The sequence below is a fragment of the Streptomyces sp. NPDC050147 genome (assembly GCF_040660195.1).
Lineage (GTDB): Bacteria > Actinomycetota > Actinomycetes > Streptomycetales > Streptomycetaceae > Streptomyces.
The window spans coordinates 19,369-42,865 of sequence record NZ_JBFALJ010000019.1 but is presented as its reverse complement, the minus strand read 5'-3'; the positions used below and the strand labels follow the sequence as shown (position 1 = coordinate 42,865).

Below are 23,497 nucleotides of genomic sequence, written 5' to 3'. Positions count from 1 at the left end.
TACCGGCAATTCGTCTGATCGTCTTCCGCTGGCCGCGCCGGTATGGGAGAACGCTCTGATGTGCGATGACGAACTGATGCCGCCCCGGGCGGACTTGACCGAACAGCAGTGGCTGCGGGCCGACGCCCCGCTCGCGAGGGACCTCGCCGCCACGTGGGGCCCGCGAGCCCTCGCCCCGCACCGGCGCACCCTGCTGGGCGGTGCCGCCGCCGGGGCCGCGCTCGCCGTGCTGCCGTTCGGCGTGGGGCAGGCCGCGGCGACGCAGGGCGCGGCGTCCCGGGGTGCGGCGCCCCAGGGCGTGGCGAAGTACCCCCTCCCCGACGCTCCGAACCCGAAGGGGGAGTTCGCCGTCCTGGTGACCGGGGACGCGGGAACCGGCGGCGAGGAACAGTTGGCCGTCACCGAGGCCGCCCGGCGGGTCTGCCGTGACGAGGGGATCTCCCTCGCCGTCGGCCTGGGCGACAACATCTACGAGAACGGGCCCGAGTCCGACCACGACTCCGAGTTCCGGGACAAGTTCGAGACGCCCAACACCGGCATCGACGTCCCCTGGCTCATGGTCCTCGGCAACCACGACTGCTCGGGCCTGATCCCGGGCAGCGGCGGTGACCCCTCGCGCGGCGACCGCGAGGTCTCCTACGCGGCGACCTCACCGCGCTGGTACATGCCGAGCCGCTATTACAACGTCGCCCTGCCGTCGCCCCAGGCCCCGGGCGATCCGGTGGTGGAGTTCTTCGCCCTCGACACCAACCCCGTGGCCTCGACCGTCGCGCAGACCTCGCCGCACTACCAGTGGGACGGGCCCTACATGCGCGCCCAGCGCCAGTGGCTGGACGCCGCGCTCTCCGCGTCCCAGGCCCGCTGGAAGGTGGTGCTCGGCCACCACCCCTACCTGAACAACGGGAAGCACGGCAGCGCCGGTTCGTACGACGGATTCCTCATCGGCCACTACACGCGGGGGATCCACCTCAAGGAGCTGTACGAGCAGGTGGTGTGCGGCCGTGCCGACCTGATCCTGTCCGGGCACGACCACACCCTGCAGATCCTGGAACCGACGACCCGCACGGCGGGCACCCGGCAGATAGTCTGCGGGGCCGCCGCCAAGTCCGGTGACGGCAGGGCCCACTTCGACCACCCCGCTGCCTGGCAGAACTTCTCCGACGTGGGGTTCATGGTCCTGAAGGCCTCCGAGCGGGCCATGACCGTGGACACCTACACGGTCGACGTCCCCGCCCGGACCGCACGTCTGGCCCACTCCACGACGACGTCCACCACGGTCGCGGGCCGCAGCGGCGTGGGCGCCGCGCGGGCCTGAGCCCTCGCCCCGAAGGCGCCGCCACGCACCTCGGTGGCGGCGCCTCACGCCTCACAGCAGCCGTGCCCCGCGCTTGGCGAGATAGCGGACCGGATTGACGTCGGAGCCGTAGCGGCGCTTGGTCCGGATCTCCAGGTGGAGATGGGGCCCGGTGGCCCGCCCCGTGGACCCGCTCCTGCCGAGCCGTTCGCCGGCGCGGACGCGCTCCCCCCTGCGCACGGAGATGCGGGAGAGGTGCGCGTACACGGCGTAGTGCCCGTCCCGCAGGCGCACCGTCACCGCCTTGCCGTACGCGCCCGACCAGCGCGCGAGGACCACGGTGCCCGCGCCGACGGCGTGCACCGGGGTTCCCGTGGGGACCGCCAGGTCGATGCCGGTGTGGTGGCCGGCGAGCCAGTTGCCGCGTATCCCGTAGCGGGCGGAGACGCGGAAGTCCCGGCGGATAGGCAGGGCGAACTTGCGCCGTGGTTTTTCCGGGTCGCGCGCACGGTCCTCGGGGATCGCCTCGTCCGCGTCGGCGAGGGCTTCCTCGAACTCCGCGTCGTAGCCGAGGCCGCAGCCGCCGTCCGGTTCCGATTCCGCGGCGGCCTGCGGCACGGGGCCCGCCACCGCCGTGAAGGCGCCGCCGGCCAGGAGGACCGCGGCGACGCCCAGTACGTCGCGTCGTGTGCTGCCCGCTTCACGCGGGCTGTCTATGTCGTAGCCCATGAAGGCCAGCACACCGGCGACGGGCCCCGCGCGCACCCCGAGTGCTCCGCTTGGCGTAAAGCCTCTCGGGCTCGTCCGCGCTCAGTCGAGGGTCGGCCGGTACACGGTGAGGGCCTCGGGGAGCTTGTCGAGGAGCAGCGCGGCGGGCGCCGGAGCGAGTTCGCCGTCGTACGCCATCTGTGTGCCCTCGGGAAGGCCGGAGATGACCAGACGCTGGGCCTTGGCGGAGGCGTACAGGCGGGTCTTGGTCAGCTGGCCGACGACCGCCGCGGCCAACAGGCGGCTGCGCGCGAAGCGCCCGCCGTGCGCGATGCGGATGTCGAGCAGCCCGTCGGCCAGGTCGTGCCTGCGCACCGGGGCGATGCCGCTGCTGCGGTAGGCGCCGTTGCCCGCGAAGAGCAGCCACATCGAGCGGGTCTTGCCGTTCACCACCGCGCGCAGCGGCCGCCCTGTGTGCAGGATCTGGGCGACGCCGAGCAGGGTGGCGGGCGGACCGCCGATTTTCGGGGACCACTCCTCCCTGATGCGTACGAGTTCGGGGTAGGAGCCGAGGCTGAACGTGTTCAGGAAATACACCGGCTCGGAGTGCGTCCTGCCGTGGGGGCCGGTGCCGACCAGGGGCTTGATCCGTCCGACGTCGGCCCGTACGGCACTGCCCTCGGCGAGGGCGACGCAGGCGTCCGCGACCGTGTCGACGCCGAGGTCGGCGGCGAAGTGGTTGAACGTTCCGCCGGGCAACACCATCAGCGGCACGTTGAAGTGCAGGGCCGCTGTCACCGCGGCGTTCACCGTGCCGTCTCCCCCGCACACGCCGAAGACCCCGCCGCGCCGGGCGGCGTCCCTGGCCGCCTCCTCCAGGACCTTGGGCAGCGGCCCCGCTTCCTCCTCGTACAGCACCACCTCCGCACAGGGCAGGATCGTCTTCAACTGCCTCACCGGGTCCATGAGTTGTGGCTGAGTTCCGGAAGAGGGGTTCACCACCACGATCAGGCCCTCGCCCTCGGGCAGCGCGGGCGCGTCCGCCCGGGGACGCGCGGGTGGCGGCATCTGCGACCTGGAGGGGACCATCCCGCGCACCGCGTAGGCGGCGCCCGCGCCGAGGGCCGCGCCGACCAGGACGTCACTGGGGTAGTGCACGCCCGTGTAGACGCGGGAGAAGGCCACCGACGCCGCGACCGGGGCCACGACCGCGCCGAGGCCCCGCGATTCCAGGGCCACACCCGTGGCGAAGGCCGCCGCCGATGCGGAGTGTCCGGAGGGGAACGAACTGGTGATCGGCTGCCGGGAGAGGTGCCTTATCACCGGCACCGTGTCGAGAACCGGCCGGGTGCGGCGCACCGCGCTCTTGCCCAGCGTGTTGACCGTGGCCGACGCGAGGGCCAGCGAGGCGACGCCGCGCACCGCCGCACGCCTGCCGCGCGCACCGCCGAGCGCCCAGATCCCCGCCGCGATGCCGAACCACAGCAGCCCGTGGTCGGCGCTCCGGCTCAGCCGGGGCAGGACGGGCTGCGCCGCCGGCCAGGAGCGGGCGGCCACACGGTGGAACACCAGGCGGTCGGTGGCGCCGAGCAGCCTGCGGATGTGCGACGTCGGGAGATCACTCATGAACCCCGTATACCCCCGCACGCTCTTCGCACCGCACACATCTTGCGCCGGGACCGTGACGTTCACTTCAATCAGTCATATGGCAGGTCCCCGCCCCACCTCACCGCAGCGCCCGGCCGCTCCACGGGGGCCCGCCGAGCTGCCGCCGACCGCGTGGGCCGTGCTCGGCCTGCTGTCCTTCCCCGGGGAGCGGACGGGGTACGAACTCAAGAAGTGGGCGGACGCCTCACTGCGCCACTTCTACTGGGCCCCCGCCATCAGCCAGATCTACGCGGAGCTGCGCCGCCTCGAAGCGCTCGGGTACGCGACGTCCCGGCGCTCGGGGCCCGAGGAGCCTCGCGCGAAGCGGTCGTACTCCATCACCGCCGAGGGCCGCGCCGCCCTGGTCGGATGGGCCGGGGGCGCCGAGGACGCGGGCCCCGCCGTCCTGAAGCACCCGCTGCTCCTGCGGGTCTGGCTCGGTCACCTCGCGGCGCCGGAGCACCTGCGGGCTCTGGTGGCCGAGCACATCGCGCACACGCGGGGCGAGCTGAAGGAGGTTCACGACGCGCTCGCGCGCGCGGACGGGGAGGCGGCCTGGACCCACCCGCAGATCGCCCTCCGCTGGAGCGGGCGGCGGCTCGAGGCGGAGATCGCGCTGGCGGAGGCGATGCTCGTCGATCTCACGGAAATGGCGCCGCCGACGGCCGCCCAGCACACGGAGGGGGGCGCCCGCACTCCCCTAGGTCAACCCCCGGGGGACTCGCCCACCCGCGGGTGACGTGGCTCGCGGCCCAGGGGCTCGAGCCGGTAGGACGGGCGGGGTCAGCCGACCCCGCCGTATGGAGCAGTGCAGCCGTGACCACCCGCGCCGTCCTTGTCGCCGCCGTCATCACCGGTCTTCTGCTCGGGATCGTGGGAAGCGATACGGACGACTCCGGTTCCGCCGGGCACCCCCGTACGGGCGGTTCCTTCGCGGAGGCGGGCCGTTAGGCTGCGACATTGCCGCGTGGCACCTCCCCGCGGCCACCGAGCCGCCGTCGACGGAAGCGAGTGAACCTTGAACTTCCTCACCATCGGTCACCGCGGGGTCATGGGTGTCGAACCCGAGAACACCCTCCGGTCCTTCATCGCCGCGCAAGCCGCGGGCCTCGATCTCATCGAGCTCGATCTGCATCTGAGCAAGGACGGCGCCCTGGTCGTCATGCACGACGCGGACGTGACCCGTACGACCGACGGCAAGGGACCGATCGCCGAGAAGACCCTGGCCGAGCTGCGGGAGCTCGACGCGGGGCGCGGTGAGCGCGTCCCCGTCTTCGAAGAGGTCCTGGACGCGGTGAAGGCGCCGCTGCAGGCCGAGATCAAGGATGTGGCCGCCGCCCGCGCCCTCGCCGAGGTGATGCACCGGCGCGACCTGGTCGCCCGCGTCGAGGTGATCTCCTTCCACGACGAGGCGATCGCCGAGATCGCCCGCCTGGTCCCCGGCGTACGCACCGCTCTCGTCGCGAGCCGCTACGGCACCGACGTCGTGGAGCGTGCCACGGCCGTCGGTGCCACCACCCTCGTCCTCAACATCAGGCGGTTGACGCTGGAGATCGTCGAGCGTGCCAAGAAGGCCGATCTGCGGATCATCGGCTGGGTCGTGAACACGCAGGACGATCTGCGGCTGGTGCGCGCGCTGCAGCTGGACGGGGCGACCACGGACTACCCGGAGATCAAGCGGACGGGTCGCTTCACGGCGTGACCCGGGCCCCGCTCAGACCAGCGGCTTGACGAGCAGCTCGAACTGCAGGTCGTCCCGCTGCGGAATGCCGAACCGCTCGTCGCCGTACGGGAAGGGAGTCATCTTTCCCGTACGGCGGTAGCCGCGCCGCTCGTACCAGGCGATGAGGTCGTCGCGTACGGAGATCACGGTCATGTGCATCTCCCGCACGCCCCACTCCTCGTGGACCCGCCGCTCGGCCTCCGCCATGATCACCTTGCCGAGACCCGCGCCCTGGAGCGCCGGGCTCACCGCGAACATCCCGAAGTAGGCGTGCTCCCCGCGGTGTTCGAGCTGGCAGCAGGCGACGATCCGGCCGTCCCGCTCGACCGTGAGCAGCTTGCTCGCCGGTGACTCGATGACGTCGACAACACCCTGCGGGTCGGTCCGCTGCCCCTCCAGGATGTCCGCCTCCGTGCTCCAGCCGGCCCGGCTGGAGTCACCGCGGTACGCCGACTGGATCAGCGAGACGAGTACGTCGACGTCCGCGTCGGTGGCGTCCCGGAAGGTGAGGTCGCTCGTGCTGGGGCGCGGGGCGGTGTCCATGGGGCGGGTTCTCCGATCTCTTGGGCCCACCGCTGCCGGACGCGGCGTGGGCGGGGCACCGTCGAGCGTATCCCCCCACTAAGGTGCGGCTGCATGGTGCATGTACTGAGCAGCAGGACCCTTCTCCGGCCCACCGACCCCGAGCGCTCGCGCGCGTTCTACGGCGAGGCGCTCGGCCTCGCCGTCTACCGCGAGTTCGGCACGGGCCCCGACCGCGGCACCGTCTACTTCCTGGGCGGCGGCCACCTGGAGGTCTCCGGCCGCTCGGAGGTCCCGCCCGCGCCCGGCCTCCAGTTGTGGCTCCAGGTGGCGGACGCGCGGGCGGCGCACGCGGAACTCGTGGCGCGGGGCGTGGAGGTGGTGCGGGAGCCGCTGAAGGAGCCCTGGGGGCTCGTCGAGATGTGGATCGCGGACCCCGACGGCGTCAAGATCGTCATCGTCGAGGTGCCGGAGGACCATCCGATTCGGTACCGGCCCGGGATCTGACGTAAGAATCCCTGACCTCTTGTTCTCTCTAGACCGGTCGGTCTATTGTCTCCCTGTGACCAAGACACGCGGAGAGACCCGCGCCCGCATCCTGCGCACGGCCGCCGATCTGTTCCAGCGGCAGGGCTACGGCGCGACAGGGCTCAATCAAGTGCTCGCGGAGAGCGGCGCCCCCAAGGGGTCGCTGTACTTCCACTTTCCCCGGGGCAAGGAGCAGTTGGCCGCCGAGGCCGTGGCGCTCGCCGGGGGTGAGATGGGCGCCCGCATGGCCTCTGTCGTCGGCTCCGCCGGTGGCCCGGAGGAGGCCGTTGTCGGGGTCGGGGAGTTGCTGGCGCGGGGGCTGCGCGAGTCCGGCTTCCGGGACGGCTGTCCCGTCGCCACCGTCGCGCTCGAACAGGCGGGGGGCGAGGGGCCCATCGGCGATGCCTGCCAGGTCACTTACGACGCGTGGCTTGCGGGGCTCGCGGAGGCGTTTCGCGGGTGGGGCGCCGCCGACGACGAGGCCACCGAGCTTGCCGAGCTCGTGATGTCGTCGTTGCAGGGGGCTCTTCTCCTCGCACAGGTGCGGCGTGACACCTCGGTCGTCTCGTCGGTCGCCCGGCGCGTCGGCTCGGTCGTCGCGCGGAGCCTGGAGAACGAGAAGGAGACGGGGAGGAACGCGTGAAGGTTCATCACCTCAACTGCGGGTCCATGCTGAAGATCGAGCCCACCTACGACGGGCCACCGCCACTCCACGCCGTGTGCCACTGCCTGTTGGTGGAGACCGACACGGACGGGCTCGTGCTCGTCGAGAGCGGGCTCGGGCGGGACGATGTGCGCGGGCCGCACGTGACCCTCGACCCGGAGTGGACCCAACTCGCCGCTCCTGAGCTCGACTTCGCCGAGACCGCGCTCTCCCAGGTCGAACGGCTGGGGTACGCGGCGTCCGACGTACGGCACATCGCGCTCACCCATTTGGACGTCGATCACAGCGGCGGTCTTCCCGACTTCCCCGAGGCGCGCGTGCATCTCATGGCCGCCGAGCTGACCGCGGCCCTCACCGAGGCGCCCAGCCGTCGCTACCGGCCCGCGCACTGGGCGCACGGCCCGCGCTGGGAGACGTACGAGGAGAAGGCCGGCGAGGAGTGGGCCGGATTCTCCGGGGTCCGGCAACTGAGCGGTCTCGGCGAGGAATTCCTGATCGTGCCGCTCGGCGGGCACAGCGCCGGGCACGCCGCCGTGGCGGTGCGCGACGGCGAGCGGTGGCTCGTGCATGCCGGGGACGCGTACTTCTACCACCGCGAGATCGCGCCGGACGCCCCGCACTCGCATCCCCTCATGGACATCATCCAGCTGGACGCCCAGGTCGACGCCGAACTGCGGGTCGCCAATCAGGGGCGGCTGCGGGAGGTGGCCACCCGGACGGAGGAGTTCACCGTCCTCAACGCGCACGACCCGTGGGACTACCTGCGGCTCGCAGGGGCAGGCGCCTGACGCGACGGTCCGGGGGTATTCGTCCGGCGGTCGCGGGGTACTCGGATTCCTCGCCCGGCGCACCCGACGTGCGCCGGGACGCCCCTCGTCGGAGGATTGACCGGACCCCTCGCCCAACCCTGGAGCGATCTCGTATGCAACGTCCCCGGATTCTGATCATCGGCGGTGGCTTCGCCGGTATGGAGTGCGCGCACAAGCTGGAGCGGTTGCTCAAGGCGCAGGACGCCGAACTGCGGCTCGTCAGCCCGCAGGACCACCAGCTGTATCTGCCCCTGCTCCCCCATGTCGCCTCGGGCGTGCTGACCCCGCAGTCGGTCGCGGTGCCGCTGCGCCGGATGCTGCGCCGTACGGCGATCGTGCCGGGCGGAGCCATCGGCGTGGACCCGAGCTCGAAGGCCGTGATCGTACGGAAGATCAACGGCGAGGAGGTCGTGGAGCGCTACGACTACCTCGTCCTGACCCCGGGCAGCGTGACCCGGCAGTTCGACATCCCCGGTGTGGACCAGCACGCCGTGGGCGTGAAGACGCTGGCCGAGGCAGCCTGGATCCGCGACCACGTGATCTCGCAGCTCGATCTCGCGGCGGCGAGCTCGGACCGCGCCGAGCGCGAGTCGCGGCTGCAGTTCGTGGTGGTCGGCGGCGGGTACGCGGGGACGGAGACGGCGGCGTATCTGCACCGCCTGACGAGTGCCGCGGCCGAACGGTACCCGGGGCTCGATCCAGCGGAGATCAAGTGGCACCTGGTCGATGTGGCGCCGAAGTTGATGCCCGAACTGGGTGACCGGCTCGGGGAGAAGGCCCTGGCCATCATGCGGCGGCGTGGCGTCGAGGTCTCGCTCGGTGTGACGGTGGACAAGGCCACCGAGGACACCGTCACCCTCACCGACGGGCGCGTGCTGCCCTGCCGGACACTGATCTGGACCGCCGGTGTGGCGCCGAGCCCGCTCATCGCCACGCTGGGCGCCGAGACCAACCGGGGCCGCCTGGTCGTCGACCCGGAGCTGACCGTCCCGGGCATGGACGGTGTGTTCGCGCTCGGCGACGCGGCGGCCGTGCCCGACCTGGCCAAGGGCGGCGACGCGATCTGCCCGCCGACCGCGCAGCACGCGATGCGCCAGGGATGGGCCGCGGCGAAGAACCTCACCGCGGCGGTGCGGGGCACGTCCCTGACCTCCTACCGGCACAAGGACATGGGCCTGGTCGTGGACCTCGGCGGCACCCAGGCCGTGTCGAAGCCGCTGGGTGTGCAGCTGACCGGGCTGCCCGCACAGATCGTCGCGCGCGGCTACCACCTGGGGGCGCTGCGCACCGTCACCGCCCGCTTCCGTACGGCCGCGAACTGGGGGCTCAACGCGCTCGCCGGCGACGACTACGTACGCACCGGGTTCCAGGCCCGGCGGCCGGCCACCCTCAAGGACTTCGAGATGACGGACGTCTATCTCTCGCCGGAGGAGATCCACGCGAGGATGACGTCGGAGGTGGCGGCACGTTCGATGGCCCCGGAGAAGCCGCTGTTCCCGTAGGGCCGTCGACAGGGACCACACGAAGGCCGGTGCTCGCCAGCTGCGGGCACCGGCCTTCGCGCGGGTGCACGACCCGGTGACGCGCGCACGCCGGAGCAGCGGATTCCTCCCTGGTCGTGCGGGCGGGCGGCGACTACCTGTGGTGGGGTAGGCGCCGCTTCGACGTGCCGAGGCGCTGGGCGGGGCGACGAAAGGCCGGTGCTTCAGGGCTCCGGAACGGCGCGGGGGCCGTCTGAGGACCGACGCCGCCGCCCAGATGCCCGACAGACGCCCCGGAATCCGCCGTCTGATTGATCACGGCGCGCGTCACGTCCGTACTACGCATCACCCGCCTGTCGCCACACGAAGGACTCCACCACCATGCGTATCGGCATCGATGTCGGTGGGACGAACACCGACGCCGCCCTTCTCGGGTACGACGACCACGTGATCGCGGCCGCCAAGTCACCGACCACCCCCGACATCACCTCCGGCATCACCGCGGCGATCCGGGGCCTCGCACCGCCCGTCGAATCCGTCACCGCCGTGATGATCGGCACCACGCACTTCCTCAACGCGCTCGTCGAGGGCGCCCGGCTCACCCCCGTCGCCGCCGTGCGCCTCGGCCTTCCCGCCACCGCCGCCCTGCCGCCCATGGCCGACTGGCCGGCGCGGCAGCGGGCCGCCGTCGGCGGGCACGGCTATCTCTGCCACGGGGGACGGGAGTTCGACGGGCGGCCGCTGTCGCCGCTCGACCCGGAGGAGTTGCGGCGGACAGCCGCCGACATCGCCGCGCGCGGCCTCACCTCGGTCGCCGTTTCGTCGGTGTTCTCGCCGGTCGCGGAGGAAGACGAGTGGCGCGCCGCCGACATCCTGCGGGAGGAGCTGGGCGAGGGCGTGCACTTCTCGCTCTCGCACGATCTCGGCCGGGTGGGGCTGCTCGCGCGGGAGAACGCCACGATCATCAACGCCTCGCTGCGGGATCTGGCCACCGTCATCGTCGAGTCGTTCGGCAAGGCACTGGCCGAGATGGCGATCACGGCGCCGTTCTTCCTGTCGCAGAACGACGGAACCCTCATGGACGTCGACTTCGCGCGCGCCTGTCCCGTCGCGACGTTCGCGTCGGGACCGACCAACTCGATGCGGGGCGCGGCGCTCCTCTCCGGGCTCGAGGACTGCGCGGTCGTCGACGTGGGCGGCACGACCGCCGACATCGGCGTGGTGACCGGGGGCTTTCCGCGGGAGGCCGCGGGCGAGAGCCTGACCGCGGGAATCCGCACCAACTTCCGTATCCCTGACGTCCTTTCCCTCGGCATCGGTGGCGGGTCCTTGGTGTCGCGCGACGGTGAGACGGGGCCGCGGTCGGTGGGCTACTCGCTGACGCGCGAAGCGCTCGTCTTCGGCGGTACGCGGCTGACGGCGACGGACCTCGCGGTGGCCGCGGGCCGCGCGGACCTCGGGGACAGCTCGCACGTGGCCCATCTGAGCCGTGAGTTCACCGGGCGCGCCCTGGACCGCGTGGCCGAGCGGCTCGCCGAAGGCGTGGACCGGATGCGGACCTCGGCGGCGGCGGTGCCGGTGGTCGTCGTGGGAGGCGGTTCCCTCCTCGTGCCCGAGGCGCTGCCCGGCTTCACCGATGTGCGCAGGCCGGACCACTTCGACGTGGCCAACGCGGTGGGTGCGGCGACAGCGCAGGTCGGCGGCGAGGTCGACCGGGTCTTCAGGGTTCCCGAAGGGCACCGGGACACAGTGCTCGCCGCGGCCCGCGAGGAGGCCGTCGGGCGTGCGCTGGACGCCGGGGCGCGCGCCGGGAGCGTACGCGTCGTCGACATCGAGGAGGTGCCGCTCGCCTATCTGCCCGGCGGTGCGACGCGCATCCGCGTCAAGGCCGTGGGCGATCTGGACCTGGGGCGTCCCGGTGAGGCCACCGCGTCCGGCGCCGGGATGGTCGCCCATGCGTGAGATCACCCTCGACAACCTCGACGACATCGCGCGGGGCGCCGGCATCCTGGGCACGGGTGGCGGCGGCGACCCGTACATCGGCAAACTGCTCGCCCGCGAGGCGATCCGCGCGCACGGCCCGGTGCGGGTCGTCCACATCGACGAGGTCGACGCGGACGCGACCGTCGTCCCCATCTCCGGCATGGGCGCGCCCACCGTCCTCCTGGAGCGGCTGCCGAACGGGCGGGAGGACGTGGCCGCGCTGCGTGCCCTGGAGAGACGCCTGGGGCGCCGGGCCACGCACCTGACGCCGCTGGAGGTCGGCGGGGTCAACTCGATGCTGCCAATCGCGTGCGCCGCGCGGGCCGGGCTTCCCTTGGTGGACGGGGACGCGATGGGGCGGGCGTTCCCCGAGGCGCAGATGGTGCTGCCCGGTCTCGCCGGGATCGCCAACTCGCCGATGGCGCTCGCCGACGACAAGGGAAACACCGTCGTCGTCGACGCCGTCGACAACCACGCCGCCGAGCGGATCGCACGCGCGGTGTGCGTGGAGCTCGGCTGCCAGATCAGTTGCGCGGACACGGTGCTGCGCGGCGATCAGCTCGCCGACGGCCTGGTCCCGGCGACGCTGACGCTCGCCGGGCGGCTGGGCGCCGCGGTCCGCGAGGCGCGTGCCGCGCACGGTGATCCGGTGGCGGCGGCGCGGTCGCTGCTGGCCGGCATCCCCCTCCTGACGGGCACGGTGGCCGACGTGGCCCGTCGCACGGAGGGCGGCTTCGCGCGTGGACACGCCCGCGTCGAGGGGACGCGGGGTGACGCGGGCCGGGTGCTCGAACTCGGCTTCCAGAACGAGCACTTGCTCGCCACTCGCGACGGGGTGACCGTGGCGACCACGCCCGACCTGATCTGCGTACTGGACAGCGAGACCGGTGACCCGGTGACCACGGAGGGCCTGCGTTACGGCCTGCGCGTCAGCGTCATCGCCGCCCGCTGCGATCCACGCTGGATCACTCCGGGCGGCCTCGCGCTGACCGGGCCCCGCTGCTTCGGGTACGAGGTGGACTACCTGCCCTTCGGGTCGGCCGCCTGATGCGCGGTGCTGGACGGTCGCAGGGTGATCGTCCGTCGCGTGTGCTTCTCCACCGCCTGCCTGGAGTAGAGGAGCGGGAAGGAACCGTCGGCGGCCCAGCTCGCGAACAGGTCGTCGTAGTGCGGGCTGCCCGGAAGGCCGGACTGACCCGGCGAGTTCATCGCCACGGAGTCGTCCCAGGAGCCGACGTCCACGACGATCCGAAAGGTGGCCCCCGCGGTCTGCCGGAACCCGGGCCCGTAGGCGGCGGCTCCCACGGTGTCCCCGCTGCCGCCACGCGGGACCGGGCCCACGGCGGCCCACTCCGGGGCGGTCCCGTCGAGCAGAGCGGCGATGGGGTGGTGCGGGTGGGCGTGGTGGAGGGCGCCCCAGGACCAGGTGGCGGGGTCGTCCCCCAGGAGCCCGGTGAGCTCGTCCACGGCCGCGGCGAGCGTGCCGAGCAGCAGCGCGGGGTCCGGGTCGCCGTCCAGGAGCTCCAGATCGACGCGGGCGTCCGCCGCGGCGTCCTCGGCGGGCAGGACGCACGTCAGGGCCCGCTCACGCCGCTCCTCGCCCACGACCCCGCGAAGGGCACGCGTCAGGAGGGCGGGCCGCAGATGCCGCCGGTACCAGACCTCGAAGAGGGCGGCGGCCGGGGACTCGGCGGTCAGGCGCGTGTCCCAGTGGCGGAGGAGGGAGAGGGCGGTGGTAAGGCGGGCGGCGGGTGCCGGGGTGTGGCCGGTGACGCTCGCGTCCGCCGGGATGCTCGCGTTCGCTGGACTGCCCGAGTCTGCCGGGATGCTCGCGCCGGTGCCGGTAGCGGCCGCTGGAATGCCCGAGACGGCCGGGATGTCCGCGCCGGTGCCGGTAGCGTCCGCCGGAATGCTCGCGTCCGCCCGGACGTCCGCGTCGGCGTCGGCGTCGGCGTCGGCGTCGGTAGCGTCCGCCGGAATGCTCGCGTCCGTCCGGATGTCCGCGCCTGTGCCGGGAGCGGTCGCCGGAATGCTCGCGTCCGCTGGGACGCTCGCGTCCGCTGAATTGCTCGCGTCCGCCGGAATGCCCACACCTGCGCCGCTAGCGGCCGCCGGGTCCGCGCACACGCCGTCGCCGGGCCCGCTGACCCCGTTCGCTCCGTCTTCGGAGGCGACCTGGCCGGGGGCGGAGGTGTCGGCAACCGAGGTGTCAGGCGCGTTGGATCCAGACATCTCCGGCACGCTGGATCCGGGCATCGCTGGGTCGCGGGCCGGGGCATCGGCGTCCACCAGCGCCGTGAGCAGCCTCTGTATCCGCCGCGCCGGCAAGCTCACGTAGTCCGTCTGCAGTCGTACGCACTCCTCGACCGTCCAGGACTCGTGTGCGCCGAGCTCCTCCGCGATGCGGTCGTGGCGGGTCGGTGCGTACCAGTCGTACGTCACCGTCTTCTCCGCGTTCGGGTACGTCGGCGGCAGGTTCAGCTGGTTGGCCGTGGCGAACCAGCCCTCGGCCGGGTCGCGGACGGAGGGAAGCTCCTCCACGTCCAGGAAGCCGTCCCATTCGTAGCGGCCGTCGCCCGGCACCGGGAGCGTGCCGTCCCAGCCAGGGCGGACGGGGACGCGGCCGGCGGGCCGCCAGCCGATCGTGCCGTCCGGGGACGCGTAGACCTGGTTCTCGCCGGGGGCGCCCCAGCGGCGCATCGCCGCCACGAACGCGTCGGGACTCGCCGCCCGCATGTAGTCCATGCTGCCCAGGTAGGGGGCCATGCCAGGGCCGAGCCAGGCGGCGCGGACCGCGAACGCGGCGTTCTGCTCGGGGAGTTCACGGATGACCGGACCGTGACGCGTGAACCACAGGTCGGCAGCGATCGCCTCGCCGTCCCGTACCGGAATCGTCTCCGTGACATGCGTCATCGGCTCCCAGCGTTCCTGATACCAGTACTCGTGCGGGTTCTTCGGGTTCGTGCGGTAGACGTACAGATCCTCTTGGTCGATCGGGAAGATCGTCAGGCCGAAGGCGACGTGACCGTTGTGGCCGATCGAGATGCCGGGCAGGGCCGGTTCTCCCGCGCCGATGGCGTCGATGCCCGGCGCCGAGAGGTGCGCGAGGTAGCGCAGCGCGGGCAGCGCGATCCCGCGGTGCGGGTCGTTGGCCAGGAGGGGGCGGCCGGTGGCCGTCCTGGACGGGGCGATGACCCAGTTGTTGGAGCCGTCCAGGCCCTGGCGGGGCGCCGCGTCCGCTGCCCACGGGGGCGTGGTCGCCATCTCGTACACGCGCAGGACGTCGGCCGGGATGACGGAGAGGTCGAGGCCCTCGGGGACGCGGAGCCGGTGCGGGGCGGGCTCGCGGCGACGGCGCAGCTCCTCCGCCTCGGGGCCGTGGTCGCGGAGGGTGAGCGCTCGGACGACCTCGTCACGGAGGTTGTACTGCAGGCCGTGGCTGCGGATGCGGGCCACGTCCGAGGGATGCCAGTACGCCGGCCGGTAGCGCAACAGGGCGAACTCGGGCGGCAGTTGTGCCGCGTCCGCGCGGCACAGCGACACGTACGCGTTGATGCCGTCGACGAAGGACGTCGTCACCCGCTCCGTGTCGTCTCCGTACGCGCGCCACTCCTCGGCCATGTCGCCGCGGTAGAGGAAGAGGCGGGCGGCGCGATCGTGTTCGGCGTACCGCTCCCCCAACACCTCGGCGAGCAGGCCGAGTCCGCGTCGGCGCCACAGGTCGAGCTGGAAGAGGCGGTCGCGGGCCGCGTTGAAGCCCTGGGCCAGGAAGAGGTCGTCCTGGGACGCGGCGTACAGGTGCGGGACGCCCCACCGGTCGATCCGGATCTCCACGGGCTCCTGAAGACCCGGCACCTCAAAGATGTCCCTGTCCCGCCTGTCCCGCCTGTCCCGCCTGTCCTGCCTGTCCCGCCTGTCCTGCTTGCCCTGCCTGTTCTGCTTGTTCTTCATACATGCCTCACTCACGCGGGTCAGGTGAAGTTACGCTCCGGTCGCGGCCGGAGGTGTGGGGGTGCACCGGCCGGGGCATCCGCACCCGGACGGCCGAGAGGTTTAGGGTTCAGATGTGAGCAGCGAGCAACCGCGTGAGACCTACGTCCCCCGCGCCACCGTCGTGGTGGCTTCGTCCGCAGGCGGCATCGAGGGGCTGCAAGTGCTGCTCAGCGGCCTTGGCGCCGATTTCCCGGCGGCAGTGCTGGTGGCCCAGCATCTCCGCCGCGCCCGTGAGACGCACATCGTCGCCATCCTGTCCCGCCACACCGCGCTGGCCGTCAAGCTGGCCGAGGACGGCGAGCGCCCCGGACCGGGAACCGTGTACATCGCCCCGCCCGACCACCATCTGTGCGTCCGGGAGGACGGCACACTGCAGCTGACCCGGGAGCCCCCGGTCAACCGGTCCCGTCCCGCCGCCGACCCACTCTTCCGTACGGCCGCCGAGGCGTTCGGGCCCCTGCTGATCGCCTGTGTTCTCACCGGGGCCGACGGCGACGGCGCCCGTGGAGTGGAAGTGGTGAAGTCGGGCGGCGGCACCGTCATCGTCGAGGACCCCGCCTCGGCCAAATTCCACGGGATGCCCAAGGCCGCGATCGAGACCGGACGGGTGGACTACGTGCTGCACGCCGAGGACATCCCCGCCCGCATCCAACTGCTCGTGCGGCGACACCAGGGCTGAGCGGCCGGTCACCGGGCCTCTGCCTGTGTCGCGTGCTCGTCCGGTACCGCCGGGGCGGTGGCGGTCTTTCCGGTGGGACCTGGGCCCGGGGCGAGCCGGACGACCGCGAGCAGCACGACGAGGTTGGCGGCGAGCGCGATGATGCCGCCGTTCACGCCGTGGTACGGATCGTTGTCGGTGGCCCACAGCGCCGTCATCACCGCGAGCCCGGTGAGCATGCCCGCGACTGCGGCCCGCGCGGTCAACCGCCGCCAGTACAAGGCGAGGAGCACCACAGGCACGAGCTGCGCGAGACCCTCGTACGACAGGACGGAGAGCTCCACGAGGGTGTTCGGGTAGAAGAGACTGCCCGCGAGGGCGATCAACCCCGCGACGACGCAGACCAGTTGAGAGAGCCGCTTGGCCCGCATGTCGTTGGCGTCGCCGGACGTCCCGGCCGCTCGGCGGCGCGCCCTCGGATCGGCGCCGTTGCCTCCGCCGAGGACCGTGCGGCCCCACAGCGTGCCGATGGAGAGCATGAAGACGCTCATCGGGACGATCGCGGAGAGAGCGCCCGCGACGCCGATGAGCGCGACGACGGGTGCGGGCAGCGAATCGGTGACGAGGCTGAAGAGGGCCAGGTCGGGGTTGCCCAGGGTCGGCATCACGAACAGGGCCGTCGCACCGACCACCATCGGGACGAAGAGGAGCAGTTGGTACCAGGGCAGGAGCAGCGCGTTGCGGCGCAGCGCGTTCGGGCTCTTCGCGCTGAGGTAGCCGGCGACGGTGGTCGGGAAGATGGTGATCGTCACGGCGTTGAGCACCACGGTGCTCAGGAACCACATGGCGTTGCGCCCGCCGGACTCGTGCCCGGGGAAGGTCAGCCACTCGGGCTTCTCGGTCACCATGCGCTGCATGAAGTCGCTGAAGCCTCCGAGGTAGTGCATCGGGATGTACACCGCGAGGAAAACGACGGCGACGATCACCAGCATGTCCTTGAGCGCGCTCACCCACGCCGAGCCGCGCAGGCCCGACACGAGGATGAAGACCTCCGCCACGACGAAGGAGATGACGGCGGCGACCTTGAGATCGACGCTGCCGTACGTCATCGCGTTCACGACGACGCCCATGCCCTGAATCTGCACCTGGATGTAGGGGACGATGAAGACCGTCGCGACGACGGCGACGAGGATGCCCACCGGTCGTGAGCGGAACCGGAATTCGGCGATGTCCGCGATGGAGATCAGGCCGTGTCGGGACGCGTACGTCCACAGGGCGGGACCCACGACGTACGCGACGGCGAAACCGACGGTCAGATAGGCGACCAGGTAGAGGATCGGCGCGCCGAAGGAGTACGACCATCCCGCGGTGCCGAGGAACGAGAAGCTCGTGTACGTCTCGCCGGCCATGAGCAGCCAGATGAACAGGACGCCGAGTCCGCGGCTGGAGACGGACCACTCGGCGAGGCCCTTGGACCTGCCGCGGGCGCTCCACACACCGATCAGGATCGTCGCGACCATGGCGAGCCCGAAGATGGTGGTGGCGACGGCTGCGGAGCCGGTCATCGGCGGCCTCCTTCGGTGTCGGTGCGCGCGAGGTCGTCGGCGAGGTCATCGACGAGGTCGTCGGCAGGGAGAGGTTCGACCGCGCCCGTGCGGTACGCCGGGTCGAGCCGGGCCGCGAGCCAGATGACCAGGGGGCTGATCACCGTGGCGGCGATGACCCAGGCCAGGAGGAAGGGGACGCCCAGGATGCGGGGCTCGATGCGGTTGGCGATAAACGGGGCCGAGCCGTAGAGCAGGACGGGCACCAGGAGCAGCCAGAGAGAGGGGCGGGCCACGCTGCGGAGGGTGGGAAGGCCGTCGAGGGGGCTGCCTTGCTCGTTGACTTTCGCACTGTGTTGCGCGCCGTCGTCAGCTGTCGGGGGCATGGGGGGACTCCTTGTGGGGCGGCATCAGGGGCACGCCGGGAAGCGGGGGGGAGAGGGGAGGGGGAGGGAGCGAAGGAGCGTCACACGGACGGGTCGTAACGGCCGTCGACCGCCGTCCAGCCGCCGTCGACGCTCAGCACGGCGCCGGTGACGAAGGTGGACGCGTCCGACACCAGATAGGCGGCGGCGCCCGCGAGTTCGTCGGCGCGTGCCCACCGCTTGAGCGCGGAGGCCTGGGCGTAGGCATCGAACCATGCGGGATCGGCGGCGATCTGGTCGGTGAGTGGAGTACGGACGACGCCGGGCGCGACGGCGTTGAACCGCACGCCCCGCGGCCCCCATTCCGCGGCTGCGGTCCGCAGCAATTGGATCAGCCCCGCCTTGGACGCGGCATACGGCCCCTGCCCCGGCTCCACTTGGAAGGCCCGCATCGAGGCGAACCCGACCACGCTCCCCCGTCCGCGCTCGGCCATGCCGGGGGCGACCGCCTGGATGAGCGTGAGGTAGGAGCGCAGGTTCAGCGCGATGACACGGTCGAACTCGTCGAGGCTGTAGTCGGCGAGGCGCTTGCGCACGTTGGCCCCGACGGTGACGACGAGCCCGTCGAGCGGTCCCCACGCGGCGACGGCGGCGCGTACGGCGTCGGGGTCGAGGACGTCCAGGGGGTGGGCGACGGCGGTGCCGACGCGCGGGTCCGCCACATCGTCCGGGTTCACCGCGAGCGTCGCCGTCCGAGCCGCCCCCTCCATGTCCCGGTCGGCGACGATGACGTGCGCGCCTTGGGCTGCCAGCGCGCGAGCGGCCTCACGGCCGATGCCACTCGCGCCACCCACGACGGCGACGCTGCGGCCGTCGAGCCGGAACAGATTGCTGTAGTCCATGGTGATGTTGCCTTCCGTGCCAGGGCTCAGGGCCGGTTGTGATGGTTGTCTGCTGAGGGGCTGGGGGTGGGGGGTGGGGGCGTGGAGAGGGCTGAGGCTGGGGCCCGTGGCGGTGGTCGGGACCCGTGGCCGAGGCCGCAGGGCCCGTGGCCGGAGCCGGTGCCGGAGCCGGTTCCGGTGCCGGAGCCATGGCCCGAGACCGGGACCGAAGCCGGAGCCGTGGCCCGTGCCCGTGCCCTTGCCCGGAGCCGGGACCGGAGCCGGAGCCGGGGCCGTGGCCCGTGCCCGGAACCGGAACCGGAGCCGTGGCCGAGACCGGAGCCGTGGCCGGAGCCGTGGCCGAGACCGGGACCGGAGCCGTGGCCGGAGCCGTGGCCGAGACCGGGACCGAAGCCGTGGCCCGTGCCCGGGACCGAGACCGAGACCAGGACCGGAGTCGGGGCCATGGCCCGTAGCCGGAGCACGTGGCCCGAGGCCGTGGCCCGTGGCCCGAGGCCGAGGCCGTGGCCCGTGGCCGAGGCCGTGGCCCGTGGCCGTGGCCGTGGCCGTGGCCCGTGGCCGTGGCCGTGGCCGTGGCCCGTGGCCGAGGCCGTGGCCGTGGCCCGTGGCCGAGGCCGTGGCCGTGGCCCGTGGCCGAGGCCGTGGCCGAGGCCCGCGCCCGAAGCCCGCGCCCGAAGCCCGCGCCCGAAGCCCGCGCCCGAAGCCCGCGCCCGAAGCCCGCGCCCGAAGCCCGCGCCCGAAGCCCGCGCCCGAAGCCAGCGCCCGAAGCCCGCGCCCGAAGCCAGCGCCCGAGGCCAGGTGTCTCGGCAGAAGGGCGGCTTCGGTTGGGGGGAGGCGCGAGCGAGGCAGCCGTGCAGCGCGGCCCCGCCCGGCCACCCGGCCCTCGGGAAACCGCGGTTTCGCCGGGATGGCGGAGCGCGTCCGCCGCGGGTTCCGGGGCGGTGGCTGCCTCCCTTCCGGGCCCAGGACCCTAGGGCCGGACGACCGCCATCCGTGTCACCGTCATTTCCTCGATCGCGAATCTGGGGCCCTCGCGGCCGATGCCCGAGTCCTTGACGCCGCCGTAGGGGGCGATGTCGCTTCGGTATCCGGGGACTTCGTTCACCACTACGCCGCCGACCTCCAGACGGTCCACGGCCTCCAACGCGGCCCGCAGGCCGCGGGTGAAGACGGCCGCGTGCAGGCCGTAGCGGCTCGCGTTGACGACGTCGTACGCGGTGTCCAGATCCGGCACCGTGCGCAGGCAGACGACCGGACCGAAGATCTCCTCGTCCCAGGCGGGCTCGCCGTCGGGGACCTCGGCGAGCAGCGTCGGGGCGACGCACCGGCCACCCGTGTCGCGGGCTCCCCCGGCCACAAGGCGCGCGCCCGCCGCCCGCGCGCGTTCGATCCAGTCGAGCACCCGCTCCGTGGCCGTCTCGTCGATGAGCGCCGAGACGCGGGTCCCGTCGTTGCGTGGGTCGCCGACCACCACGTCCGGCAGCCGCTCGGCGAGCCGCTTCTCGAACTCCTCCGCGACGTCGGCCACGACGACGACCCGCTGTACGGAGATGCAGGCCTGGCCCGAGGCGTAGAACCCGCCCCGCACCACCGCGTCGGCCGCCGCGTCGAGATCGGCGTCCGCGGCCACGACGAGCGCCGCGTTGGAGCCGAGTTCGAGGACCACCTTGCGGGGCGCCGCGTCCCGCGCGATGCGGTGGCCGACCGCGGCCGACCCGGTGAAGGAGACCGCGGCGACCTCCGGATGCGTGGTGAGCGTACGGCCGACCGCCGCGTCCCCCGTGACGAGCTGCACCGCTCCGGCCGGCGCGCCCGCCGCCACGAGCCGCTCGCGTACGAGATGGACGAGCCGCAGAGTGGCCAGCGGCGTCGCGGGGGCGGGCTTGACGATCACCGGGCAGCCCGCGGCGAGCGCCGGTGCGATCTTGTGGGAGGCGAGAAGCACCGGGTAGTTGAAGCCCGCGATGCCGACCACCACGCCGACGGGCCGCCGCGTCCAGTAGCCGAAGAGGCCCTCACCGGACGGCTGGAGGTCGAGCGGCACGGTCTCGCCGTGCAGATGGGCCACCTCGTCGGCGGCGGACTCCCAGGTGGCCACGGACCGCCGCATCTCGACCTGGCAGTCGATCCGCGGTTTCCCGGTCTCCAGGACGAGGAGGTCGACCAGTTCCGGCACCGCGTCGGCCAGCGCGGCGGCCACCCCGGCGAGCACCTGCCGCCGCATCCCGGCGGGCATCCTGCCGACCTTCGCGCGTACCGCCGCGGCATGCTCGACGGCCCGCCCCGCGAGGTCCGCGTCGCCGATCGGCGCCGTGCCGATCTCGCTGCCGTCGTACGGGAAGCGGACGGGCCCACTGGCGGGCGCGGCCACCCAGCCGTCCCCTACGGGCAGCCCTTCGGGGCAGGTCATCGCGCACCTCCGGTGGCGCCACCGCTGTTCAGGAACGCGTGCGCCGCGGCGGCGTACACGCGCGTGTACTCGACGATCTCGCGCACCTCGACGAACTCGTCCTTCTGGTGCGCGATCCACTTCCCGCCGGGTCCGTAGACGACGGTCGGCAGACCGGCGTCGCGGGTGAGGATGGTTCCGTCCGTGGTGCCGGGCACGGCACCGAACGGCGGCGGGGCGCCGTGCACCTGGCGGTGCCCCTCGACGAGAGCGGTGACCACGGGGTGGTCCTCGGGGACTTCGACGGCGGGCCGGTCGTCGACCACGGTGAGCCCGACACCCACCCCGACGGTCCCGGCCGCCTCCGCGGCGAACCCCCGCACCCGCTCGACGAGTTCGGCGTGGTCGGTGCCGGGAATCGTACGTACGTCGATGCCGACGAGGCCATGTGCGGGGATCACGTTGAGCTGGTCCGGGTCTCCGCCGTGCAGGACGGTCGGCGTGACCGTCACGCTTCCGGCGTGCGGATGGGTGCCGTACCTCTTCTGGGCCCAGTCCTGCACGTGGGCGAGCGCCTCGACGATGCGCGCCCCGGCGACGACGGGGCTCTTGGCCTCCTGCGGCATGGCGCCGTGGGCCATCACCCCGTCGAGATCGAGCCGGAGCCGGATGCCGCCACGGGCGGAGGTGCACACCTCGTACCCCTCGGGCTCGCAGACGATGACCCCGTCCACCTCGCGCGCGAGCGGGGTGGCGGCGAACGCCTTCGCGCCGAGCATCAGTCCTTCCTCGTCGCACAGCACGCCGATGACGACGCGGCCCGGGAAGGGGCCGGCGAGTTGGAGGGCCCGCACCGCGTAGATCATGGCCGCGACGCCGGACTTCATGTCGGCGGAGCCGCGCCCCCACAGTCTGCCGTCGCGGATCTCCGCGCCGTAGGGATCGACGCTCCAGTCCCCCGGCTCCCCTTCCGTGACGACGTCGATGTGGCCCTCGAACATCAGGGTCGGCCCGTCGCCGCCTCCGCCCTCGATGACGGCGACGGTGTTGGGGCGCCCCGGCGCGATCTCCACCACGTCGTACGTCCAGCCGAACTCGGTGAAGAGCCTGGCGACGAGGTCGGCCGCGGGCTGCTCGACCACGGTGGCTCCGGCCGCGTTGACGGTACGCAGCCGGACCAGATCCTGGGTGAAGGCGATGACGGCGGCGGTGTCGACGGCCGGGTCGGCGTCGGGAGCACTTGAGCTGGTGGGACCCGAGCTGGTGGGACCTGAGCTCGTGGGACTTGGGCTCGTGGGACTTGATGTGGTGGGACCTGAGCTGGTGTGCATGGAACCTCCAAGTCGGCCGACCACGAGGCCAGTCGACTGGTCAGACCAGTTGAGTTCCCGTACTCTGCCTCCACGTTCACGGCCGGGTCAACCACCAGATCTTGGTTTTCCCGCGCCGGCATCGTGTGTCAGCTACGTACCGTGGAGGGGGCGGGCCGATGGCCGCCGACGACGCCGACCTGTTCCGGCCGGTCACACCGGTCCGCGCCTATCAGCGGGTGGCCGAGCAGATCGAGGAGCGCATCCTCAGCGGTGATCTGCCGCCCGGCTCCCGACTGCCCGCCGAGCGCGAGCTGGTCAACCGCTTCGGCGTGGGCCGCTCCACGGTCCGCGAGGCGTTGCGCGTCCTGCAGTCGGCGGGCCTGATCCGCTCCCGCCCCGGCGATCCGCTGGGCGCCGAGGTGCTGGGCGTCTCGCCCGACAACCTCAGCCAGGCCCTGGGTCGCCTGACCCGCTCCAGCGTGGCGACGCTCGGTGAACTGGTGCAGTTCCGCATGGTGTTGGACGCCGAGAGCAACCGCCTGGCGGCTCGCCTGCACGACGGGGACGACCTCGCCCGGATGCGCGAACAGATCACCCGCATGGAAGCACTCAGCCGCGGCGGCCCGGCATCCCTGCACGCGTTCAGCGAGGCGGACGCGCTCTTCCACCGGGCGATCGCCGAGGCGAGCGGCAACTCCCTCCTGGGCCTGTGCGCACGTGCCGTGCACGAGGCGGTGGTGGAGGTCATCGAGAAGAAGATCGCGGGCGTCACGGACACCACCGCCTGGATGGAGCGCTCCATAGCCCATCACCGCGAGGTCCTGGCGGCGATCGCCGCGGGTGACGGCCCCCTCGCCGCTCGCCTCGGCCGCACGGCCCTGCACGAGTACTACGCGGAGCATGTGGAGCCGGAGGCCACGCAGTTGCTGGCGGCGTCGGTCGAGGACCATTGACGCCTGCGGGACCCGGTCAGC

General features: G+C 72.6%; 21 protein-coding genes. 12 read left to right on the top strand and 9 right to left on the bottom strand.

Going from position 1 to position 23,497, the window contains the following annotated elements; all coding sequences use genetic code 11:
• The first annotated feature begins 58 nt into the window (after nt 1–58).
• Nucleotides 59–1,315 carry a metallophosphoesterase gene (locus tag AB0I94_RS26645; protein WP_363312190.1) on the top strand — a complete coding sequence of 419 codons (1,257 nt, stop codon included), beginning with the start codon at nt 59–61 and terminating at the stop codon, nt 1,313–1,315.
• A gap of 51 nt (nt 1,316–1,366) precedes the next feature.
• Here the strand turns inward: AB0I94_RS26645 and AB0I94_RS26640 are convergent, their stop codons facing one another.
• Together AB0I94_RS26640 and AB0I94_RS26635 are read right to left on the bottom strand one after the other, a co-directional pair.
• Nucleotides 1,367–2,059 carry a M23 family metallopeptidase gene (locus AB0I94_RS26640; protein ID WP_363312189.1) on the bottom strand — a complete coding sequence of 231 codons (693 nt, stop codon included), beginning with the start codon at nt 2,057–2,059 and terminating at the stop codon, nt 1,367–1,369.
• Nucleotides 2,060–2,104: 45 nt separating this feature from the next.
• Nucleotides 2,105–3,628: a phosphatase PAP2 family protein gene (locus AB0I94_RS26635; protein WP_363312188.1), complete on the bottom strand. Its 1,524-nt coding sequence runs from the start codon at nt 3,626–3,628 to the stop codon at nt 2,105–2,107.
• A gap of 79 nt (nt 3,629–3,707) precedes the next feature.
• Here AB0I94_RS26635 and AB0I94_RS26630 point away from each other — a divergent pair, with 79 nt between their 5' ends.
• The 3 genes from AB0I94_RS26630 to AB0I94_RS26620 all read left to right on the top strand — a co-directional run bounded on the left by AB0I94_RS26630 (nt 3,708) and on the right by AB0I94_RS26620 (nt 5,351).
• Complete coding sequence (locus AB0I94_RS26630; protein WP_363312187.1) at nt 3,708–4,388, top strand: PadR family transcriptional regulator; 681 nt, start codon at nt 3,708–3,710, stop codon at nt 4,386–4,388.
• 77 nt (nt 4,389–4,465) lie between these two features.
• Complete coding sequence (locus tag AB0I94_RS26625) at nt 4,466–4,600, top strand: hypothetical protein (protein ID WP_363312186.1); 135 nt, start codon at nt 4,466–4,468, stop codon at nt 4,598–4,600.
• 67 nt (nt 4,601–4,667) lie between these two features.
• Nucleotides 4,668–5,351, top strand: coding sequence for a glycerophosphodiester phosphodiesterase family protein (locus AB0I94_RS26620; protein ID WP_363312185.1), 684 nt, complete (start codon nt 4,668–4,670; stop codon nt 5,349–5,351).
• Nucleotides 5,352–5,363: 12 nt separating this feature from the next.
• Here AB0I94_RS26620 and AB0I94_RS26615 read toward each other — a convergent pair whose 3' ends face one another.
• On the bottom strand, nt 5,364–5,915 hold the full coding sequence (locus AB0I94_RS26615) for a GNAT family N-acetyltransferase (RefSeq protein ID WP_363312184.1): 552 nt from the start codon (nt 5,913–5,915) through the stop codon (nt 5,364–5,366).
• A gap of 93 nt (nt 5,916–6,008) precedes the next feature.
• Here AB0I94_RS26615 and AB0I94_RS26610 point away from each other — a divergent pair, with 93 nt between their 5' ends.
• The 6 genes from AB0I94_RS26610 to AB0I94_RS26585 all read left to right on the top strand — a co-directional run bounded on the left by AB0I94_RS26610 (nt 6,009) and on the right by AB0I94_RS26585 (nt 12,407).
• Complete coding sequence (locus AB0I94_RS26610; RefSeq protein WP_363312183.1) at nt 6,009–6,401, top strand: VOC family protein; 393 nt, start codon at nt 6,009–6,011, stop codon at nt 6,399–6,401.
• A 55-nt stretch (nt 6,402–6,456) separates the two neighbouring features.
• A complete protein-coding gene (locus AB0I94_RS26605; RefSeq protein ID WP_363312182.1) occupies nt 6,457–7,065 on the top strand; it encodes a TetR/AcrR family transcriptional regulator in 609 nt (202 codons plus the stop codon).
• A complete protein-coding gene (locus AB0I94_RS26600) occupies nt 7,062–7,874 on the top strand; it encodes an MBL fold metallo-hydrolase (RefSeq protein ID WP_363312181.1) in 813 nt (270 codons plus the stop codon). Before AB0I94_RS26605 ends, AB0I94_RS26600 begins: the two co-directional genes overlap by 4 nt.
• Before the next feature lie 134 nt (nt 7,875–8,008).
• Nucleotides 8,009–9,397, top strand: coding sequence for an NAD(P)/FAD-dependent oxidoreductase (locus AB0I94_RS26595; protein WP_363312180.1), 1,389 nt, complete (start codon nt 8,009–8,011; stop codon nt 9,395–9,397).
• Between the two features lie 360 nt (nt 9,398–9,757).
• Complete coding sequence (locus AB0I94_RS26590) at nt 9,758–11,338, top strand: hydantoinase/oxoprolinase family protein (RefSeq protein ID WP_363312179.1); 1,581 nt, start codon at nt 9,758–9,760, stop codon at nt 11,336–11,338.
• Entirely contained in the window at nt 11,331–12,407 is a 1,077-nt protein-coding gene (locus tag AB0I94_RS26585) for a DUF917 domain-containing protein (RefSeq protein WP_363312178.1), read from the top strand. Before AB0I94_RS26590 ends, AB0I94_RS26585 begins: the two co-directional genes overlap by 8 nt.
• Here AB0I94_RS26585 and AB0I94_RS26580 read toward each other — a convergent pair.
• Nucleotides 12,380–15,310, bottom strand: coding sequence for a penicillin acylase family protein (locus AB0I94_RS26580; RefSeq protein WP_363312177.1), 2,931 nt, complete (start codon nt 15,308–15,310; stop codon nt 12,380–12,382). The two genes, AB0I94_RS26585 and AB0I94_RS26580, sit on opposite strands and share 28 nt — an antisense overlap.
• Before the next feature lie 115 nt (nt 15,311–15,425).
• Between AB0I94_RS26580 and AB0I94_RS26575 the strand changes: the two genes are divergently transcribed.
• On the top strand, nt 15,426–16,031 hold the full coding sequence (locus AB0I94_RS26575) for a chemotaxis protein CheB (protein ID WP_363312176.1): 606 nt from the start codon (nt 15,426–15,428) through the stop codon (nt 16,029–16,031).
• A gap of 8 nt (nt 16,032–16,039) precedes the next feature.
• On the opposite strand, the gene AB0I94_RS26570 is transcribed toward AB0I94_RS26575, so the two are convergent.
• The 5 genes from AB0I94_RS26570 to AB0I94_RS26550 form a co-directional block, all read right to left on the bottom strand.
• The gene (locus AB0I94_RS26570; RefSeq protein WP_363312175.1) at nt 16,040–17,575 is read right to left on the bottom strand and encodes a sodium:solute symporter family protein; all 1,536 of its coding nucleotides are present in this window, start codon (nt 17,573–17,575) and stop codon (nt 16,040–16,042) included.
• Nucleotides 17,572–17,940, bottom strand: a complete 369-nt coding sequence (locus tag AB0I94_RS26565) for a DUF3311 domain-containing protein (protein ID WP_363312174.1) — start codon at nt 17,938–17,940, stop codon at nt 17,572–17,574. Before AB0I94_RS26565 ends, AB0I94_RS26570 begins: the two co-directional genes overlap by 4 nt.
• 80 nt (nt 17,941–18,020) lie before the next feature.
• Entirely contained in the window at nt 18,021–18,821 is an 801-nt protein-coding gene (locus AB0I94_RS26560; protein ID WP_363312173.1) for an SDR family oxidoreductase, read from the bottom strand.
• Nucleotides 18,822–19,791: 970 nt separating this feature from the next.
• Nucleotides 19,792–21,231, bottom strand: coding sequence for an aldehyde dehydrogenase family protein (locus AB0I94_RS26555; protein WP_363312172.1), 1,440 nt, complete (start codon nt 21,229–21,231; stop codon nt 19,792–19,794).
• Complete coding sequence (locus AB0I94_RS26550; protein WP_363312171.1) at nt 21,228–22,541, bottom strand: M20 family metallopeptidase; 1,314 nt, start codon at nt 22,539–22,541, stop codon at nt 21,228–21,230. The genes AB0I94_RS26555 and AB0I94_RS26550 overlap by 4 nt, the downstream gene beginning before the upstream one ends.
• 158 nt (nt 22,542–22,699) lie before the next feature.
• Between AB0I94_RS26550 and AB0I94_RS26545 the strand changes: the two genes are divergently transcribed.
• The gene (locus AB0I94_RS26545; protein WP_363312170.1) at nt 22,700–23,476 is read left to right on the top strand and encodes a FadR/GntR family transcriptional regulator; all 777 of its coding nucleotides are present in this window, start codon (nt 22,700–22,702) and stop codon (nt 23,474–23,476) included.
• Nucleotides 23,477–23,497: the final 21 nt, after the last annotated feature.

What these genes read in the sequence shown, in the direction of transcription:
- AB0I94_RS26645 (WP_363312190.1), top strand. Translation starts at nt 59, where the DNA reads ATGTGCGATGACGAACTGATGCCGCCCCGGGCGGACTTGACCGAACAG.
- AB0I94_RS26635 (WP_363312188.1), bottom strand. Translation starts at nt 3,628, where the DNA reads ATGAGTGATCTCCCGACGTCGCACATCCGCAGGCTGCTCGGCGCCACC.
- AB0I94_RS26630 (WP_363312187.1), top strand. Translation starts at nt 3,708, where the DNA reads ATGGCAGGTCCCCGCCCCACCTCACCGCAGCGCCCGGCCGCTCCACGG.
- AB0I94_RS26615 (WP_363312184.1), bottom strand. Translation starts at nt 5,915, where the DNA reads ATGGACACCGCCCCGCGCCCCAGCACGAGCGACCTCACCTTCCGGGAC.
- AB0I94_RS26610 (WP_363312183.1), top strand. Translation starts at nt 6,009, where the DNA reads ATGGTGCATGTACTGAGCAGCAGGACCCTTCTCCGGCCCACCGACCCC.
- AB0I94_RS26595 (WP_363312180.1), top strand. Translation starts at nt 8,009, where the DNA reads ATGCAACGTCCCCGGATTCTGATCATCGGCGGTGGCTTCGCCGGTATG.
- AB0I94_RS26590 (WP_363312179.1), top strand. Translation starts at nt 9,758, where the DNA reads ATGCGTATCGGCATCGATGTCGGTGGGACGAACACCGACGCCGCCCTT.
- AB0I94_RS26585 (WP_363312178.1), top strand. Translation starts at nt 11,331, where the DNA reads ATGCGTGAGATCACCCTCGACAACCTCGACGACATCGCGCGGGGCGCC.
- AB0I94_RS26580 (WP_363312177.1), bottom strand. Translation starts at nt 15,310, where the DNA reads ATGAAGAACAAGCAGAACAGGCAGGGCAAGCAGGACAGGCGGGACAGG.
- AB0I94_RS26570 (WP_363312175.1), bottom strand. Translation starts at nt 17,575, where the DNA reads ATGACCGGCTCCGCAGCCGTCGCCACCACCATCTTCGGGCTCGCCATG.
- AB0I94_RS26565 (WP_363312174.1), bottom strand. Translation starts at nt 17,940, where the DNA reads ATGCCCCCGACAGCTGACGACGGCGCGCAACACAGTGCGAAAGTCAAC.
- AB0I94_RS26560 (WP_363312173.1), bottom strand. Translation starts at nt 18,821, where the DNA reads ATGGACTACAGCAATCTGTTCCGGCTCGACGGCCGCAGCGTCGCCGTC.
- AB0I94_RS26555 (WP_363312172.1), bottom strand. Translation starts at nt 21,231, where the DNA reads ATGACCTGCCCCGAAGGGCTGCCCGTAGGGGACGGCTGGGTGGCCGCG.
- AB0I94_RS26550 (WP_363312171.1), bottom strand. Translation starts at nt 22,541, where the DNA reads ATGCACACCAGCTCAGGTCCCACCACATCAAGTCCCACGAGCCCAAGT.
- AB0I94_RS26545 (WP_363312170.1), top strand. Translation starts at nt 22,700, where the DNA reads ATGGCCGCCGACGACGCCGACCTGTTCCGGCCGGTCACACCGGTCCGC.